Annotated in this window: 16 protein-coding genes; 8 read left to right on the top strand and 8 right to left on the bottom strand. The window is 64.3% G+C overall.

All coding sequences use genetic code 11. The features are described 5' to 3' along the window. The first annotated feature begins 185 nt into the window (after positions 1 to 185). Entirely contained in the window at positions 186 to 1,760 is a 1,575-nt protein-coding gene (locus QUH67_RS24430) for a glycoside hydrolase family 17 protein (protein ID WP_300941937.1), read from the top strand. Between the two features lie 15 nt (positions 1,761 to 1,775). Here QUH67_RS24430 and QUH67_RS24425 read toward each other — a convergent pair whose 3' ends face one another. Next, entirely contained in the window at positions 1,776 to 2,843 is a 1,068-nt protein-coding gene (locus QUH67_RS24425) for a threonine aldolase family protein (protein ID WP_300941936.1), read from the bottom strand. Positions 2,844 to 2,965: 122 nt separating this feature from the next. Here QUH67_RS24425 and QUH67_RS24420 point away from each other — a divergent pair, with 122 nt between their 5' ends. Further along, positions 2,966 to 3,163, top strand: coding sequence for a type II toxin-antitoxin system HicA family toxin (locus tag QUH67_RS24420; RefSeq protein WP_300941934.1), 198 nt, complete (start codon positions 2,966 to 2,968; stop codon positions 3,161 to 3,163). 3 nt (positions 3,164 to 3,166) lie between these two features. After that, positions 3,167 to 3,556, top strand: a complete 390-nt coding sequence (locus tag QUH67_RS24415) for a type II toxin-antitoxin system HicB family antitoxin (RefSeq protein ID WP_300941932.1) — start codon at positions 3,167 to 3,169, stop codon at positions 3,554 to 3,556. 81 nt (positions 3,557 to 3,637) lie between these two features. On the opposite strand, the gene rpsD is transcribed toward QUH67_RS24415, so the two are convergent. From rpsD to QUH67_RS24400, 3 genes are all read right to left on the bottom strand, one after another. Continuing rightward, complete coding sequence (gene rpsD / locus QUH67_RS24410) at positions 3,638 to 4,255, bottom strand: 30S ribosomal protein S4 (RefSeq protein ID WP_108516453.1); 618 nt, start codon at positions 4,253 to 4,255, stop codon at positions 3,638 to 3,640. Positions 4,256 to 4,469: 214 nt separating this feature from the next. Beyond that, entirely contained in the window at positions 4,470 to 5,249 is a 780-nt protein-coding gene (locus QUH67_RS24405) for an acyltransferase (protein WP_300941928.1), read from the bottom strand. Between the two features lie 201 nt (positions 5,250 to 5,450). Then, positions 5,451 to 6,230: an HpcH/HpaI aldolase family protein gene (locus tag QUH67_RS24400; protein WP_407080349.1), complete on the bottom strand. Its 780-nt coding sequence runs from the start codon at positions 6,228 to 6,230 to the stop codon at positions 5,451 to 5,453. Positions 6,231 to 6,542: 312 nt separating this feature from the next. Here QUH67_RS24400 and QUH67_RS24395 point away from each other — a divergent pair, with 312 nt between their 5' ends. Beyond that, on the top strand, positions 6,543 to 7,790 hold the full coding sequence (locus QUH67_RS24395; protein WP_300941925.1) for a serine hydrolase domain-containing protein: 1,248 nt from the start codon (positions 6,543 to 6,545) through the stop codon (positions 7,788 to 7,790). Positions 7,791 to 7,835: 45 nt separating this feature from the next. Here the strand turns inward: QUH67_RS24395 and murI are convergent, their stop codons facing one another. Continuing rightward, positions 7,836 to 8,624: a glutamate racemase gene (gene murI / locus QUH67_RS24390; RefSeq protein WP_300941923.1), complete on the bottom strand. Its 789-nt coding sequence runs from the start codon at positions 8,622 to 8,624 to the stop codon at positions 7,836 to 7,838. A 213-nt stretch (positions 8,625 to 8,837) separates the two neighbouring features. Further along, positions 8,838 to 10,145: an adenylosuccinate lyase gene (purB, locus tag QUH67_RS24385; RefSeq protein WP_300941921.1), complete on the bottom strand. Its 1,308-nt coding sequence runs from the start codon at positions 10,143 to 10,145 to the stop codon at positions 8,838 to 8,840. Between the two features lie 552 nt (positions 10,146 to 10,697). Between purB and QUH67_RS24380 the strand changes: the two genes are divergently transcribed. The 3 genes from QUH67_RS24380 to QUH67_RS24370 all read left to right on the top strand — a co-directional run bounded on the left by QUH67_RS24380 (position 10,698) and on the right by QUH67_RS24370 (position 13,597). Further along, complete coding sequence (locus QUH67_RS24380; protein WP_300941919.1) at positions 10,698 to 11,294, top strand: TetR family transcriptional regulator; 597 nt, start codon at positions 10,698 to 10,700, stop codon at positions 11,292 to 11,294. Positions 11,295 to 11,433: 139 nt separating this feature from the next. Further along, positions 11,434 to 12,174 (top strand): metallophosphoesterase family protein, encoded by a 741-nt coding sequence (locus QUH67_RS24375; RefSeq protein ID WP_300941916.1) that lies wholly within the window; start codon positions 11,434 to 11,436, stop codon positions 12,172 to 12,174. A gap of 4 nt (positions 12,175 to 12,178) precedes the next feature. Continuing rightward, positions 12,179 to 13,597, top strand: coding sequence for a serine/threonine protein kinase (locus tag QUH67_RS24370; RefSeq protein ID WP_300941915.1), 1,419 nt, complete (start codon positions 12,179 to 12,181; stop codon positions 13,595 to 13,597). Positions 13,598 to 13,619: 22 nt separating this feature from the next. On the opposite strand, the gene QUH67_RS24365 is transcribed toward QUH67_RS24370, so the two are convergent. Both QUH67_RS24365 and rpe read right to left on the bottom strand, forming a co-directional pair. Beyond that, complete coding sequence (locus tag QUH67_RS24365; RefSeq protein WP_300941914.1) at positions 13,620 to 13,997, bottom strand: DNA-directed RNA polymerase subunit N; 378 nt, start codon at positions 13,995 to 13,997, stop codon at positions 13,620 to 13,622. A 155-nt stretch (positions 13,998 to 14,152) separates the two neighbouring features. Then, positions 14,153 to 14,854: a ribulose-phosphate 3-epimerase gene (gene rpe / locus QUH67_RS24360; RefSeq protein WP_300941912.1), complete on the bottom strand. Its 702-nt coding sequence runs from the start codon at positions 14,852 to 14,854 to the stop codon at positions 14,153 to 14,155. Between the two features lie 258 nt (positions 14,855 to 15,112). Here rpe and QUH67_RS24355 point away from each other — a divergent pair, with 258 nt between their 5' ends. Next, on the top strand, positions 15,113 to 15,862 hold the full coding sequence (locus QUH67_RS24355) for an EF-hand domain-containing protein (protein ID WP_300941911.1): 750 nt from the start codon (positions 15,113 to 15,115) through the stop codon (positions 15,860 to 15,862). Positions 15,863 to 15,883: the final 21 nt, after the last annotated feature.

The following is a 15,883-nucleotide window of genomic DNA, read 5'->3' as shown; positions in this document are numbered from 1 at the left end:
GCCCATGTTCGATGCTTCGGATGTGAAGCCAGCCTAATATCACCGCTTCGGCATGCTCTTGCAATTGGGGGCGTGGCTATGTCGGCTGGTGGGTCGACAGGTCCGCGGCGCACCTCTAAACAGACGAAATTATTTACCGATTTGGGAGCAGGACGATCGGCTTTCGCACGCCGCTGGCGCTTTTCTTGGTATCGCTGGGTATCGTTGTCGCGGTGTGGTGGTGGCTCGCCACGCCGGTGGTGCTGTCGCGCGCGCCGATCGATGGCACAGCGAAACTGGAATGTGTTTCCTATGCGCCGTTCCGGGGCGATCAGACCCCGCACGACCCGACACTCATCGTCAGCCCGGAGCAGATCGCGGGCGACCTCGGCGAACTCGCCAAGGTCTCCAAATGCATTCGCACCTATTCCATCGACAACGGGCTCGACAAGGTGCCGGAGCTGGCTTCGCAAGTCGGATTGAAGGTGCTGCTCGGCGTCTGGATCGGGCGCGATCGCGCGAAGAACGCCCACCTCGCCGACATTGCGGTCGGGCTGGCGAAGGACCATCCTGGCACGGTCGCGGCCGTCATCGTCGGCAGCGAGGTGCTGCTGCGCGGCGAGATGACGGTGGGCGACCTGCGCGAGATCATCCGCTCGGTGAAGCCGCGCGTGAACGTGCCGGTGACCTATGCCGATGTCTGGGAATTCTGGCTGCGCTATCGCGAGGTCGGCCACGATGTCGATTTCGTCACCGCCCATTTTCTGCCGTATTGGGAGGACGTTCCGCCGCGCGCGGAGGATGCGGCTGCGCATGTCGACGAGATCCGCAAGCAGGTGGTGTCGGCCTTTCCCGGCAAGGAGATCCTGATCGGCGAGACCGGCTGGCCGAGCCATGGGCGGATGCGCGACGGCGCGCTGGCTTCCCGCGTCAACCAGGCGCGTTTCGTCTCCGAAATTCTGGAGCGGGCGCGACGGGACAATTTCCGGGTCAATCTCTTCGAGGCCTATGACGAGCCGTGGAAGCGGCGCTGGGAGGGTACGGTCGGCGGCTATTGGGGGCTGTTCGATGGTACCGAGCGGAAGCTGAAATATCCGGCGGGCGTGGCGATCAGCAACTATCCGCTGTGGAAGCTGCAGATGGCGGGCGGGCTGCTTCTCTGCATCTGCATCTTTGCGGTGGCGTTCTTTACGCCGAAGCACCGCGAGTCATGGATGTCATGGAGCGCGGTCGCGCTGTCGGCGACTTCAGCCGGCATCCTGCTGGGCATCGGCGTCGGAAAAATGCTGCTCGAAAGTTACGGGATTGGCGGCTGGTTGCTCCACGGTTTCCTGCTGATGACCGCGGTGACGGCGCCGCTGCTGTCGACCTGGGCGCTGATGTCGGGCCGCTCGCTGCCGTCGTTCCTCGAAATTCTGGGGCCGCTGAAGGGGTTCACGCCGCTGTTCCTGACCAACATGCTGGGCGTGACGCTGATCGTGACGACGATCATCGCCGGCGAGACCGCGCTCAGCCTGATCTTCGACGCGCGCTGGCGCGATTTTCCGTTTGCCACGCTGACCATGGCGGTAGTGCCGTTCTGGACACTGGCCTTTATCAACGGCGCCAGATCCGGCGAGCGGCCGTTGGCGGAAGCCGTGTTCGCCGGGATGCTTGCGATGTCGGCGGTCTATGTCGTTCTCAACGAAGGGTTCGAGAACTGGCAGGCGCTGTGGACCGGTGCGGTGTATGTGCTGCTCGCCAGTGCGCTGTGGCGGGCGCGTGCGCCCGCCATGGCGTGAGAAAGCCGGCGCTTTTCACGCGCCGCGCACGATCTCGCGAACGAGGCCGACCGTCTCCTCGATCATGGCAGCGCTGATATCGAGATAGGTGCAGGCGCGAATCCGGCCGTCCATCATGGCGAGCAGGACCCCGCGCTGGCGCAGGGCATCGACCATCTTGTCGCCGGGCACGCCGGCGCCATCGGGTTTGAAGAAAACCAGGTTGGTCTCGGGCTCCTGCACCTCGATGCCGTCGATCTGCGACAGGCCGCGCGCCAGCGCCCGCGCATTGGCGTGATCGTCGGCGAGGCGCTCGACGTGGTGGTCGAGGGCGTAGACGCAAGCTGCGGCAGCGATGCCGGCCTGCCGCATCGACCCGCCCAGCCGCTGCTTCCAGCGCCAGACGTCGTCGATGAAGGCGCGCGTACCCGCGATCGCACCGCCGATCGGCGCGCCGAGGCCTTTCGAGAAATCGATCCAGGCCGAGTCCCATCCTGCGGTCATGTCGCGCGCCGAGATATTGGTCGCGACACAGGCGTTCAACAGCCGCGCGCCGTCCATGTGGGTGATGAGTCCGTTCGCCTTGGCGATCGCGGCCACTTCATCCAGCGCCTTTTTCTTCCAGATCGTGCCGCCGCCGATATTGGCGGTCTGCTCGACGCTGACCAGGGTCTGCGGCGGCTGGTAGCGCGAGCGCGGGTGCAGGGCGGCGCGAAACGTTTCCGGCGAGAACTGCCCATCATCGCCTGGCAGTTGTGTGATCTGGAAACCGCCGAGGGCCGCATGGGCGCCGCCTTCGCGCGCGATGATATGCGCGGTCGCGTGCGCCAGAAGTTCATCGCCCGGCCGGCAATGCGCCAGCGTCGCCGCGACGTTGCACATGGTGCCCGACGGCATGAACACCGCGGCTTCTTTGCCGAGCAGGTCGGCGACGCGCTCGCACAGCAGGTTCACCGTCGGGTCGTCGCCGATCTGCTCGTCGCCGACTTCCGCCCGCGCGATCGCCTCGCGCATCGCAGGCGTCGGGCGCGTCTGCGTGTCCGACAGCAGGTTGATGCGGATGGGGGCAGCGTTGGGATCGCGCGGGGCAGGGGTGTAGTGCATGGGGTACTTTCTTGTTCACGTGATTGCTCGGCAAAAGCGCGCGTATTACCGCCGTCGTCAAGCGACGGTGTAGTGTGTATTTATACACTTGAAATCAATGGTGGAAGTGTGTATAAATACTTATGAATTCGAAGGACATTATCTCCTCGTTAAAGGCCGATGGCTGGGTGCAGGTCGCGCAAAAAGGAAGTCATCTTCAGTTCAAGCATCCGACCAAACCGGGGCGGGTAACTGTACCTCACCCACGGAGAGATATCCCGATCGGCACATTCAGGAGCATCGAAAAGCAAGCCCACCTGAAGCTGAAACAGACGAGATAGAGAATGCGACAGTACATCGCCTTGATTCACAAAGATGCCGGCAGCGATTACGGCGTTTCGTTTCCGGACCTTCCTGGGGTGATCAGCGCCGGCAAGACTCTTGACGAAGCCCGAGATATGGGAGCCGAAGCCCTAGCGTTGCATCTGGAAGGTTTGGCGGCAGATGGCGAAGCCGCGCCGGAGCCAAGTTCTCTAGAAGAGATCATGAAGGACGCGCAAAACAAGGACGGTGTTGCCGTGTTGATCGCCGCGCCTGCCGCGGAAGTGAAGAGCGTTCGCATCAACGTGACGATGCCGGCCGACGTGCTTGATCAAATCGATCGATACGCCGAACGGGAAGGGTTTACGCGATCGGGCTTCCTTGCTCAGGCTGCGAAGAAGGCGATGGCCTGACGCTGCAGTCGATCTTTCGAATCGCAAACAAAAAGGCCCCGGCAAAACCGGGGCCTTCGATATCTCTGGACTGCAATCCGATCAGCGCGAATAGAATTCGACGATCAGATGCGGCTCCATCTGCACCGCGAACGGCACGTCCGACAGTGCCGGGATGCGGGTGAATTTCGCGGTCATCTTGCCGTGATCGGCTTCGATGAAATCAGGCACGTCGCGCTCGCCGAGCTGGCTGGCTTCCAGCACCGGGGTGAGCTGCTTGGAGGATTCCTTGATCTCGACGAGGTCGCCGGGCTTCAGCTTGTAGCTCGAAATGTTGACGCGGCGGCCGTTCACCTTGATGTGGCCGTGATTGATGAACTGGCGGGCGGCGAACATCGTGGCAACGAACTTGGCGCGATAGACCACCGTGTCGAGACGGCGCTCCAGCAGGCCGATCAGGTTCTCACCGGTGTCGCCCTTCATCCGGCCGGCCTCGACATAGATGCCGTGGAACTGGCGCTCGGAAATGTTGGCGTAGTAGCCCTTGAGCTTCTGCTTGGCGCGGAGCTGGACGCCGAAGTCGGACAGTTTGCCCTTGCGGCGCTGGCCGTGCTGGCCGGGGCCGTATTCCCGGCGGTTCACGGGGCTCTTCGGGCGACCCCAGATGTTCTGGCCCATACGGCGGTCGATTTTGTACTTCGCTTCACTGCGCTTTGTCATCGCGTCCTCTGAATAGAGTTGGGTTTTGAGGAGACGCGCCCTCCTGTGCACCGGCGGGGCCGGGGCCGACAGGTCCGCCTCGAAAGCTCGGGGAAGACCACGGGTCGCGAAACGCATCGCGGGCCGAAACCGGCCCGCGAGCAAGCGGGGTATTAGGGAGAAACCGCGGTTCTGTCAACGAAAACGGCCGGAATTCGGCGCCAAATCGCGCCGGTCAGGTCGCGACCGCCCGGACCGGTTTGGGCTCGCTTTGCTGCCGGTTTGCGCGCAATTCGGCGGCAATTTCCCCGTTCAGCACCTGCTCCAGCCGGTTCAGCGCCTTGGCCATCGGGGCCGCGTCGGTAACCCGGTGGTCCCAGCGCAGCACCACCTCGATGGTCTGGTCGGGCTTTTCCACCCCATAGCTCAGGACGAACGGTCCGGGGCTGACGGCATGGAGCTGGCCGGCGCCATAGGCAGCCACCGAAGTGACGCCAAAACTGCCAAAATAATTGGCCCGCTGGCGGCCGAAATTGAGCCCCATCGTCCAGAACAGCCGCCGCAGCGGCAGGGGCAGGCGGGTGGTTCGCAATATCTTCCGAAAGGCCGGCACCTCGTCGATCGGCGCCTCCTTGGCGTGCCGGATCAGGGCGTCGACCTCGGCCAGCGGCATCTCATCGGGCGCAGCGACCTTCTGCGGCAGCACGCAATCCTGGCCGTCCTCGACCCGGGCGATCGCCACCATCGCGACGCTGCGCGGCAGTTCATAGAAGGCAGGCCACGGCCATTTGACGTAGAGGGTGCGCAGCACCGGCTGCTCCTTCGCCACCAGCGCGAACGCCTTGACGAAGATCGCGGCCCAGCCCGGCCGGTGGTCGGCCTGCGCGCGGGCCTCCGAGAGGGTGCGGACATGGAGGGGGCGGGTAAGCGAGACAAAGGGCACGCGCATCGACGCGTGCATGAGGTCGGCGACCAGACGGCGCGGGAGAGTGATTTTTCTAACCGTACCGCGCATCGCTCCGCTCGGGTTTCCGTACTGGATCCATCAGAAAGCCGGCAGGCTGTCCCGGCGACCCGCCACTACCTCATCTAGCACGAACAAGGCGTTTTGACGCCAGCAGGTTCATATCTGAATCGTCCGGATCGGCGGCGGGACACGCCCACGGGGATAAAGCAGACGCCAAGGATTTTGAAGGGTTTGCCGCCGTCCCGGCACCTACCGCCTGATCCCCTCAAGGCTCGCGGCGATGCCGCGCTGGAACAGCGACCAGTCGAAGCCGAGCGCCAGCGCGACATAGCCACGCTCGATCATCCGGTTGGCCTGTTCCGCGGTGCGGGCGACGCCGCCGATCGGCACACCGCTCTTGAGGATACCGGCCTCGGCACGCGCCATCAGCGCCAGCACCTCGGGATCGTCGGGCAGGCCGCGCTTGTTGATGGAAGTGGCGAGATCGCCGGGACCGATCACCGCAAGGTCGATGCCTGGCACCGCCATGATCTCGTCGATGCGATTCACCGCCTCGACATGCTCGATGGTGACCATGCAGATCATGTCGTCGTCGGCGGTCGCCATGTAGTCCGCCATCGACACACCCCAGCGGAACGGGGCGTGGAACGGGCCCCACAGCCGGTCGCCCCTGGGCGGGTAGCGCACGCTGCGCACGGCCTTTTCGGCGCCCTCGCGGCTGCAGATCATGGGAAAGTTAATGCCGAGTGCGCCGATATCCATCGGCGCCTTCGCCAGCCATGGCTCGTTGGCGGCAATCCGCACCATCGGCACGCAGGGCGTGCCTGATGTGGCTGTGATCATCGCATGCGCCGAGCCGAGATCGATCGGGCCATGCTCGAGGTCGACGATGATCCAGTCGATCCCGCAGCGCGCCATGATCTGCACGGTCTGGATCGAAGGGATAGTTGCAATCGCGCCGAAGGTCGGGCGTCCCTCGCGCCAGAGCTGGCGCAGGCGGTTGAGCGGCGCGGGTGTTGCGGAGGTCAAGGTGGAAGCTCCCGGATCGCAATTCATCAATGGGCGATCTGTATCATACGGATTAGTCCGCGGTGCGTTGCGAAAATTGGATGGATGGCGGGTCGGCCATTGGGCCGGTGCCCATATGCTCGCGGCACGCACCCTCGTCATGCGTGCGCGACGCAATCCGGGACTCGACGAAATGCGGGTGCTAGTCTCATGACACGACAGGCCGCCGCATATGCGGCGTGCCTGCTGCCGTCTTCGAGCGGGCTTAAAACAAAATAGCTTCGGGAGAGCGTGCGCGGGCCTGCCCCCGCTCCATGCAACAGGGAGGCTGCCATGTATAAAAAGACCGCCGAAATTCTCTTCATCTTAAGCGTTGGAGTTGCTGCGTTGACCGGAACTGCGAGTGCACAAAATTCACCAGGAAGTGTAGCCCTTGACGCGAGCCTGCGCGCCGCGGTCGAGCGCAAGGACGTGCCGGGCGTCGTCGCGCTGGTAACCGATCGCGATAAGGTGCTTTACAGAAGCGCATTCGGTGTCGCCGACGTCGCGACCGGCCGTCCGCTCACGGCCGACGCGCTGTTTCGTATCGCCTCGATGACCAAGGCGATCACGTCGGTGGCGCTGATGCAACTGATCGAGCAGGGCCGCCTCGGCCTCGACGACCCCGCTGAAAAATATCTGCCGGAGCTGGTGGGGTTGAAAGTCATCGAATCCTTCGACAAGGCGACCGGCGCCTACCAGGTCCGCCCCGCGTCGCGACCGGCGACCGCCAGGCACTTCCTGACGCACACGTCCGGTTTGGCCTATCCGTTCACCAGCGAGATCTGGCGCGACCTCAAGCCGCGCGCCGGCGAGAATTATCCGTTCGGCGGACCGCTGCTGTTCGATCCGGGCGAGCGCTGGCACTACAGCACCAGCACCGATGTCGTCGGCAAGCTGGTCGAGGTGGTGTCCGGCCAGAAGCTCGAGGCATATTTCCGCCAGCATATCTTTGCGCCGCTGAAGATGGACGACACGTTTTATGACGTGCCGGAAGCCAAGGGGCCGCGCCTCGTCGCGCAACAGCAACGCGGCGGCGTGCGGATGGACGGCGCGGTGGAGTTGCAGAACCCGCAACTCGGGCTCACCATTGCAGCACCGATCGGCGGCGGGGGACTGGCCTCGACGGCGGACAACTACGGGCGTTTTGTGCGCATGCTGCTCAACGGCGGCACGCTCGACGGCGTGCGGGTGCTCAAGGCCGAGACCGTGGCACTGATGGGCCAGAACCACATCGGCGCAGTCTCGGTGCCGGCGTTGAAGAGCGCACTGCCGCGCAGCGCCGACTTCACCTTCATCGCCGACGGCCGCGACAAATGGGGGCTCGGTTTCCTGATCACGGTGGATCAAGTGCCCGGCAAGCGGTCTCCCGGCAGCCTGAGCTGGGGCGGCATCAACAACACGTTCTTCTGGATCGATCCGGCGCGCGGCATCGCCGGCGTGATCATGATGCAGTATCTGCCGTTTGCGGATGCCAGGGCGCTCGCGGTCTACGACACGTTCGAACGCGGCGCCTATCAGCTCGTCAACGCCGAAAGGTAGGAAGGCTTGCCATGCGGGGTCGGCTCCATGCCGGCCTCGACCGCCTTACGCCGGCACGCGACCGCCGAAAAACGGCATCAGCGCCTGGCTCAGCGTGTGCGGCCGCTTCGAAGTGAAAATGATCTCGGCCCCGGCCTGGTCGCTTTCCTTGCCCGGAGAGCCGAGCAGGTCGGACACACGGCGGGCGATGGCCGGCGCCGGATCGATCCAGTCGACCGGCCACGGCGCAAGCCGTTTCATGCGGTCGAGCAGCAGCGGATAGTGGGTGCAGGCCAGCACGACAGTGTCGGTGCGGTGCTTGCCGTCGTCGACAAAGCAGGGAGCGAGCTCGGCGGCGATATCCGCGTCGCCCACGTCGTTGCCGCTGAGCGCGGACTCGGCGAGCGAAGCGAGTTCCGCCGATCCAACCAGCGTCACGTTGCAGCCTTGCGCGAAATCATCGATCAGACGCCTGGTGTATTCGCGCTGCACGGTGCCCCTGGTGCCGAGCACCGACACGCGCTTGGTCCTCGAACTGGCGCAGGCCGGCTTGATTGCCGGAACGGTACCGACGAACGGCACGCTGTAGGCGCTGCGCAGATGCGACATCACGAGCGTGGAGGCGGTGTTGCAGGCGATCACCACCAAAACCGGGGCATGGCGCGCGATCAACTCGCCGACCAGCGGCACCACGCGGGCGACGATCTGCTCCTCGCTGTGGTGGCCATAGGGAAAGAACGCGTCGTCGGCGACATAGACGTAGTGCGCGTCAGGCCGGGCGCGGACGATCTCGCGCAGGACCGTGAGGCCGCCAAGGCCGGAGTCGAAGACGAGGATGGTGGGCGGGACTGACACGCTGCGACCTTAGCCGATCTGCGGTTACCGTTGGGTTGCTTTGATGATTGCCGGCGGGTTTCCGGAGATTGTCGCCGACGGTTCCGACAATTTGGAACGATTTGAATCGGCTTGGCAAGGCCGGAAAATTGCTGGAACGGCATCAGCCCGCTGATGCCCGGCACGACATCGGGCTGTCGAATCGCATCATGTGCCTGGCGAGGGAGGCGCCTCTCACGCCTCGCCGAACACCCGCTTGAAGATCGTGTCGACGTGCTTGAAGTGATAGCCGAGGTCGAACTGCTCCTCGATGTCGGCATCGCTCAGATGCTTCTTCACGTCGGGATCTTGCTTGAGCAGCGTCTGGAAATCGCCTTCGCCGCGCCAGACCGGCATGGCGTTGCGCTGGACGTATTTGTAGGCGTCCTCGCGGCTGGCGCCTTTCTGCGTCAGCGCGATCAGCAGCCGTTGCGAATGCACCAGGCCGCCGAGGCGGTCGAGGTTCTTCTGCATGTTGGCGGGATAGATCAGAAGCTTGTCGATCAGGCCGGCGAGTCGCATCAGCGCGAAGTCGAGCGTGACTGTCGCATCCGGACCGATCATGCGTTCGGCCGAGGAGTGGGAGATGTCGCGCTCGTGCCAGAGGGCAACGTTTTCCATGGCCGGCATCGCATAGGCGCGCACCATGCGGGAGAGCCCGGTGAGGTTTTCCGACAGCACCGGATTGCGCTTGTGCGGCATCGCCGACGAGCCCTTCTGGCCCTCGGAGAAGAACTCTTCGGCTTCCAGCACTTCGGTGCGCTGCAAATGGCGGATTTCGATCGCCAGCCGCTCGACCGAGGAGGCGATCACGCCAAGCGTGGCAAAATACATCGCGTGGCGATCGCGCGGGATGACCTGGGTCGAGACCGGCTCCGGCACCAGCCCCATTGCCTTCGCGACGTGTTCCTCCACGCGCGGGTCGATCTGCGCAAAAGTGCCGACAGCGCCCGAAATCGCGCAGGTCGCAACCTCCTTGCGGGCGGCGATCAGGCGCTCGCGGGCGCGGGAAAATTCCGCATAGGCATAGGCGAGCTTGAGCCCGAACGTCACCGGCTCGGCGTGAATGCCGTGGGAGCGGCCGATGGTCGGCGTCATCTTGTGCTCGAAGGCGCGCTTCTTCAGCGCCGCCAGGACCTTGTCGATGTCGGATATCAGGATGTCGGCGGCGCGGGTGAGCTGGACGTTGAAGCAGGTGTCGAGCACGTCGGAAGAGGTCATGCCCTGGTGGACGAAGCGCGCCTCGGGGCCGACGATTTCGGCGAGATGGGTCAGGAAGGCAATGACGTCGTGCTTGGTCTCGCGCTCGATCTCGTCGATCCGCGCCACGTCGAAGGTCGCGTCTTTCGCCTTCGCCCAGATCGTCTTCGCGGCTTCCTTGGGGATGGTGCCGAGTTCCGCCAGCGCGTCCGCCGCATGCGCCTCGATCTCGAACCAGATATTGAAGCGGGTCTGGGGCTCCCAGATGGAAGCCATTTCCGGGCGGGTATAGCGGGGAATCATCGAAAAACTCCGGACGAGTTGGGCGGGTCGCGAGGCGGATGCCGGCCGATTTGTTTTTTACGCCGTGCCTTACCAGATCGGGGGCCGGGAAACCACCCGTGGGGTGCGGCTGGCCGATGTCCAGGAACTCTCAATAGGCTGCGTTGGGCGAGTGGCCAGTCTCTCCGCAGGGATTGGATCGGCGATTTAGGTGTCCGGCCAATCGATCCGAACTGCAGACGAAAAGTTACAATCTCACGGATTATTGACTGACAGATATTGAAATCTGTCAGCGAGACATGCTATATCCACCGCCGACGCCAAGAACACGTGTCACCCGGTCCGATCCTTTGAGCCCGGGTACTTGCAAAGGACGACGCTATGACGACCCAAATCATTCATTTGACCGCAAAAATCCAGCATTGGCTCAACCTAAGCGTTGCCCGTCATCTGGCCGCCCAAGCCGAGCGCCTGGAACCGGCGACGAAACATTAACCCGCCTAGGGGATTACCCAAGGCAAATGCCAAAGGGGATTAGATGACCACCGGTCCGATCGCATCAAAGGTGTGCGCATGAACGAAGTCGTGGTTCTGACCCCCGAACGGATTCTGGAGGTCACTGAGGACGTTCTGCGCCGCTACGGGCTGGCCAAGGCAACGGTGGTGGACGTGGCCCGTGCGCTCGATGTCAGCCATGGTAGCGTCTACCGCCACTTCCCCAGCAAGGCCTCGTTGCGCGAGGCGGTAGCCAAGCGCTGGCTCGACCGCCTCGCCACACCGCTGTTCGAGATCGCGCAAGCTTCCGGTCCGGCGCCGGCGCGGCTGGAGAAGTGGCTGCGCACGATGTTTGCGATCAAGCACGAGCGGCTCGGCGACGACCCCGAGATGTTTGCAACCTATCTGACGCTGGCCCGCGAGGCCTGCAAGGCCGTCAACTGCCACAAGGATTGCCTGGTCGACCAGATCGCCCTGATCCTGGCCGACGGCGTCAAGCAGGGCGCCTTCGAAGTCGCCGATGTCAAGGTGACGTCGCGCGCGATTTTCGACGCCACCAGCCGCTTCCACCATCCGGCGCATGCCGACGAATGGAACGAGCCGGGTGCCCCGGCGCGCATCGACGCGCTGCTGACCCTGCTGCTCAGGGGGCTGGAAGCGCCGCGGAAGCGGTGATTCTTCCAAACGCACGTTGTCGCATCCACGGCCGGACGATTTTCAACGGTCGATTTATCCTGCCTTCGAAGTTGTTGAACTTTGATATCCATCAAGGCGCGCCTCTGGTCCGGCGCGATGATGGATGGGGAGGAGACGTGTGCGGCTGGCCATCTTTGCCGATATCCATGCCAACCGGCAGGCGTTCAGCGCGTGCCTTGATTTCGCGCGCGCCCGCGGGGCCGAGCGGATCGTCTGCCTCGGCGATATCGTCGGCTATGGCGCCGATCCGGAATGGGCTGTCGATACCGTGATGGGTCTGGTCGATGACGGCGCCATTGCCGTCATCGGCAACCACGACCACGCCATCAGCACCTCTTCAGAAAGCATGAACGCCGTGGCCACGGCTGCGATCGAGTGGACGCGCGGCAGGCTCAGCGCGCCGCAGCGGCGTTTTCTTGCGGAGTTGCCGCTGACGCAGCGCGAAGACGATCGCCTCTATGTGCATTCCGAAGCCTCGCATCCGGCGCGATGGCACTATGTGCGCGATACGCCCGACGCCGCGCGCAGCATCGCCGCGACTGATGCCCACGTCACCTTCTGCGGTCACATCCACAAGCCGGCGCTCTATTCGATGTCGGCGGCGGCGAAGATGACGAGCTTCATCCCGACGCCGAACGTGCCGGTGCAACTGCTCGGCGGCCGGCGCTGGCTTGCGGTGCTCGGCTCGGTCGGGCAGCCGCGTGACGGCGATCCGGCGGCCTCGTTCGCAATCCTCGATACAACCTCACGCGAGATCACCTATTGCCGTGTGCCGTATGATGTCGAGGCGGCGGCGGACCGGATCCGCGCCAATGGCCTACCGCATTGGCTGGCCGACCGCCTGCTTGTTGGGAAATGAGAGAATGGCGAAATCCTTGATCGAGTCTGGCGCAGAACTGGACGGTTTCGCCATCGGGGAATGTGTTCACCAGGGCGGCATGGCGACGCTGTGGTCGGTGACCCATCCCGGCATCAACGTGCCGCTGTTGATGAAGGTGCCGCGGGTGGCCGAGGGCGAGGATCCGGCGGCCATCGTCAGCTTTGAAATGGAGCAGATGATCTTGCCGCGGCTGGCCGGCCCGCATGTGCCCGGCTGTTTCGGCACCGGCGATTTCGACCGGCAGCCCTACGTCGTCATGGAGCGCATCCCCGGCAAGACGCTCTACAGCCGGATCGACCAGTTGCCGATCCCCTATGAAGAGGCGAGGGTGATCGGCGGACAGATCGCGACCGCGCTGGCCGACCTGCACCGGCAGAACGTCATTCATCACGACATCAAGCCGAGCAGCATCATGTTCCGCCCATCGGGCGAATGCGTGCTGATCGATTTCGGCCTGTCGCACCACAACCAGTTGCCGGACTTGCTGCAGGAAGAATTCCGTCTGCCTTACGGCACCGCGCCCTATATGGCGCCGGAGCGCCTGCTCGGCGTCCGCGACGATCCGCGCAGCGACCTGTTTTCGCTGGGCGTGCTGCTGTATTTCTTCACCACCGGCGAGCGGCCGTTCGGCGAGAGCGAGACGCTGCGCGGCATGAAGCGTCGGCTTTGGCGTGATCCCTATCCGCCGCGCAAGCTGAGGGGCGACTATCCGCCCTGGCTGCAGGAAATCGTACTGCGCTGCCTGGAGATCGAGCCGGTCTGGCGGCATCCGACGGCGTCCCAACTGGCCTTCGAACTGGCGCATCCCGAACAGGTCAAGCTTACCGCGCGCTCGGAGCGGCTGCAGCGCGATCCGCTCTCGACGGTGTGGCGCCGCCGCTTCAACCAGGGCGTGGCCGTTCCGAGAGAGAAATCCGAGGTCTCGGCGCAGCTGGCTTCGGGACCGATCGTGGTGGTTGCGATCGATACCGAAGAGGGATCGGCAGCGCTCAACGAATGCCTGCGTCGGACGGCCGCGCAGCTCCTGTCGACATTGCCGTCGGCGCGGCTCGCCTGCCTGAACGTGCTCAAGCTCGGGCGCGTCACCATCGACCGGACGCTCGACGAACAGGGCAACAACAAGCATATCGACCGTCTGGTGACGCTGCGGCACTGGGCGCAGCCGTTGGAGCTGGATGAAAGCCGGCTCACGGTGCATGTTCTGGAGGCCATCGATCCTGCTGCTGCGATCCTGGAATTCACCCGGGTCAATCAGGTCGACCACATCGTGATCGGCGCACGGCAAAGTTCGATGCTGCGTGCGCTGCTCGGCAGCGTGTCGGCCAAGGTCGCGGCCGAGGCCGCTTGCACCGTGACCGTGGTGCGACCGCCGCCGTCGGCGCCGCTGCAGGAAGGTGGCTAGCCGGATCGGGCTGCGCGCGCGCTCAGTCGAGGGTCTGGACGGGTGGCAGCTTGCTGCCGGAACGCGGCGGGTTCGGCGCCGGATGACTGGTGACGCGGCCGCTCCGTTCGGCTTGACCGGCGGACCCGGGTGGTACGCCCACGGCTTCCGCCCTGGCGCCGCGCACGCTGTCCCTTGAAGCCTGCCGGCGACGCGACGACCGCGAGCCTTCCAATCCCCACGACCGCGAAATCGAAGGACCGGCCGTATAGCCGACGAAGGCGCCGGCGACGGCCCCGACCGGGCCCAGCACGACGGCGCCGGCTACCGCGCCCAGCGCGGCGTCGCCCGCGCGCTGCGCGAGCGCGGAGGAGGGCGCGAGTACCAGGAGCAACGCGGCGATGCAGTAGGCCTTGATCATATTTCCGTCCCATCCATGGAAGGCGGAATGCTGATCTGCCTTTATGGCGAGATGCGTGACGCTTTGTGGCCGGACCGTGGAGCTTTCGGTTCCAATGCTCGCGGCACCTTTGGTGTGGCTTTGCTACCCGCTCGCTAGCGCGCGCGGGAGCTGCGTCAGATCGCTTCGCCGCGCGCCAGCGCCGCCGCGTTGCGGATCGCGGAAATGTTGGCCTTGTAGGCTTCCATGGTGCCGCCCTTGAACACGGCTGAACCTGCGACCAGCGCATTGGCGCCGGCGGCCGCCAACTGGCCGGCCACGTCGGGGCCCACGCCGCCATCTACCTCGATGTCGATCGGGCGTCCCGCCGCCATCGCCCTGACGTCGCTGACTTTGCCGAGCGCGGACTTGATGAAGGCCTGGCCACCGAAGCCGGGATTGACCGACATGACCAGCACGAGATCGATCAGGTCGATGACGTATTCGATCGCGCTCGCCGGCGTGCCCGGGTTGAGCGAGACGCCGGCCTTCTTGCCGAGCGCGCGGATCGCCTGCAGCGAACGATGTAAATGTGGGCCTGCCTCGGCATGGACGGTGATGTGATCGCAGCCGGCTTTTGCGAATGCCTCGATATAGGGATCGCAGGGCGAGATCATCAAATGCGCGTCAAAGATTTTCTTGGTATGCGGGCGCATCGCCTTGATGACATCGGGACCGTAGGAAATGTTGGGCACAAAATGCCCGTCCATCACGTCGAGATGGATCCAGTCGGCGCCGGCGGCGTCGACGGCGCGGACTTCCTCACCCAGTTTGGCAAAATCCGCCGCCAGGATTGACGGCGCGATGACGAGGGGACGCGACGCGAATGGCTGGGACATGGGCGCTTTCCCAAGTTCTTGAAGCGGTGGAATGGCCTCGCGTAACACGCAGGAGGGCCGGGGGCAATGCGCCCGCAGGTGCGGCCTTCGGGGCGGAAAAACCTGCCGGGGGCGGGCAGCTATTGCCGGGTTCGTCGAACGATCCGGATAGAGGAAAGCCTGGATTTGCTGGGTTTTTTGGTATGGCACGGTGCTTGCTGAAGACCATGCCAACGAACTGTCGGCCGTCGTCTTATGCGGCCATGCTGGAGTTCCGCCATGTTCTTTGCTCTGGGTGCTGCGTCATCGGCCATCGATGCCCTCAAGGCGCTGACATCGTCGAAATCGTCTGCGCAGACCAAAGGCGCCAACCAGAATCCTGCTGCCGCTTTCGATCTGTTATCTCAAAACGGCGCGCCTTCGGTCGGCTCCGGAGCCGGCTCGGGCGGTACCGGTGCTTCGATCTCGCCGCAAACCATGAGCGCGCTGCTCGACGCCCAGAGCCAGTCCGCGTCGGGGTCGGCGACCACGGCATCCAAGAGCCGTTCGGCTGCCCTGAAGGACCTGTTCGGACAGATCGACGGCGACGGCGACGGCAAGATCAGCAAGTCGGAATTCGAAGAGGCGCTCGGCGCCGGCGGCACCAACCTTCAAAACGCCGACAGCGTGTTCGGCAAGCTCGACAAGGACGGCGACGGCTCGGTCACCTTGAAAGAACTGGCGTCGGCGCTGCGGCCCGGCAAGGGACATCATGATCGCGATACTGCGAGCAATGGCGATCAGTCCGGCTCCGATCCGTTCACGCAGGCCTTGCAGGGCGCCGGCACCACTTCTGTCACCAACAGCGACGGTTCGATAACGACGTCGCTGACCTATGCGGACGGCTCCAAGGTGACGATGACATCGCCCGCGAGCGGCAGCTCATCGAGTTCAGCCACATCGTCCTACAATTTCATCGAGCAGATGATTCAGCGTCAGGCTCGAGCCATTTCATCAGCCGCCACCGCATCGCTTTCGGTCAGCGTCTGAGCACGAGACCCGGCGAGATCT

Origin of the sequence: Bradyrhizobium roseum (assembly GCF_030413175.1) — a bacterium.
GTDB lineage: Bacteria > Pseudomonadota > Alphaproteobacteria > Rhizobiales > Xanthobacteraceae > Bradyrhizobium > Bradyrhizobium roseum.
Note: the sequence above shows the minus strand (reverse complement) of the source record. Positions and strands in the feature narration are given on the sequence as shown.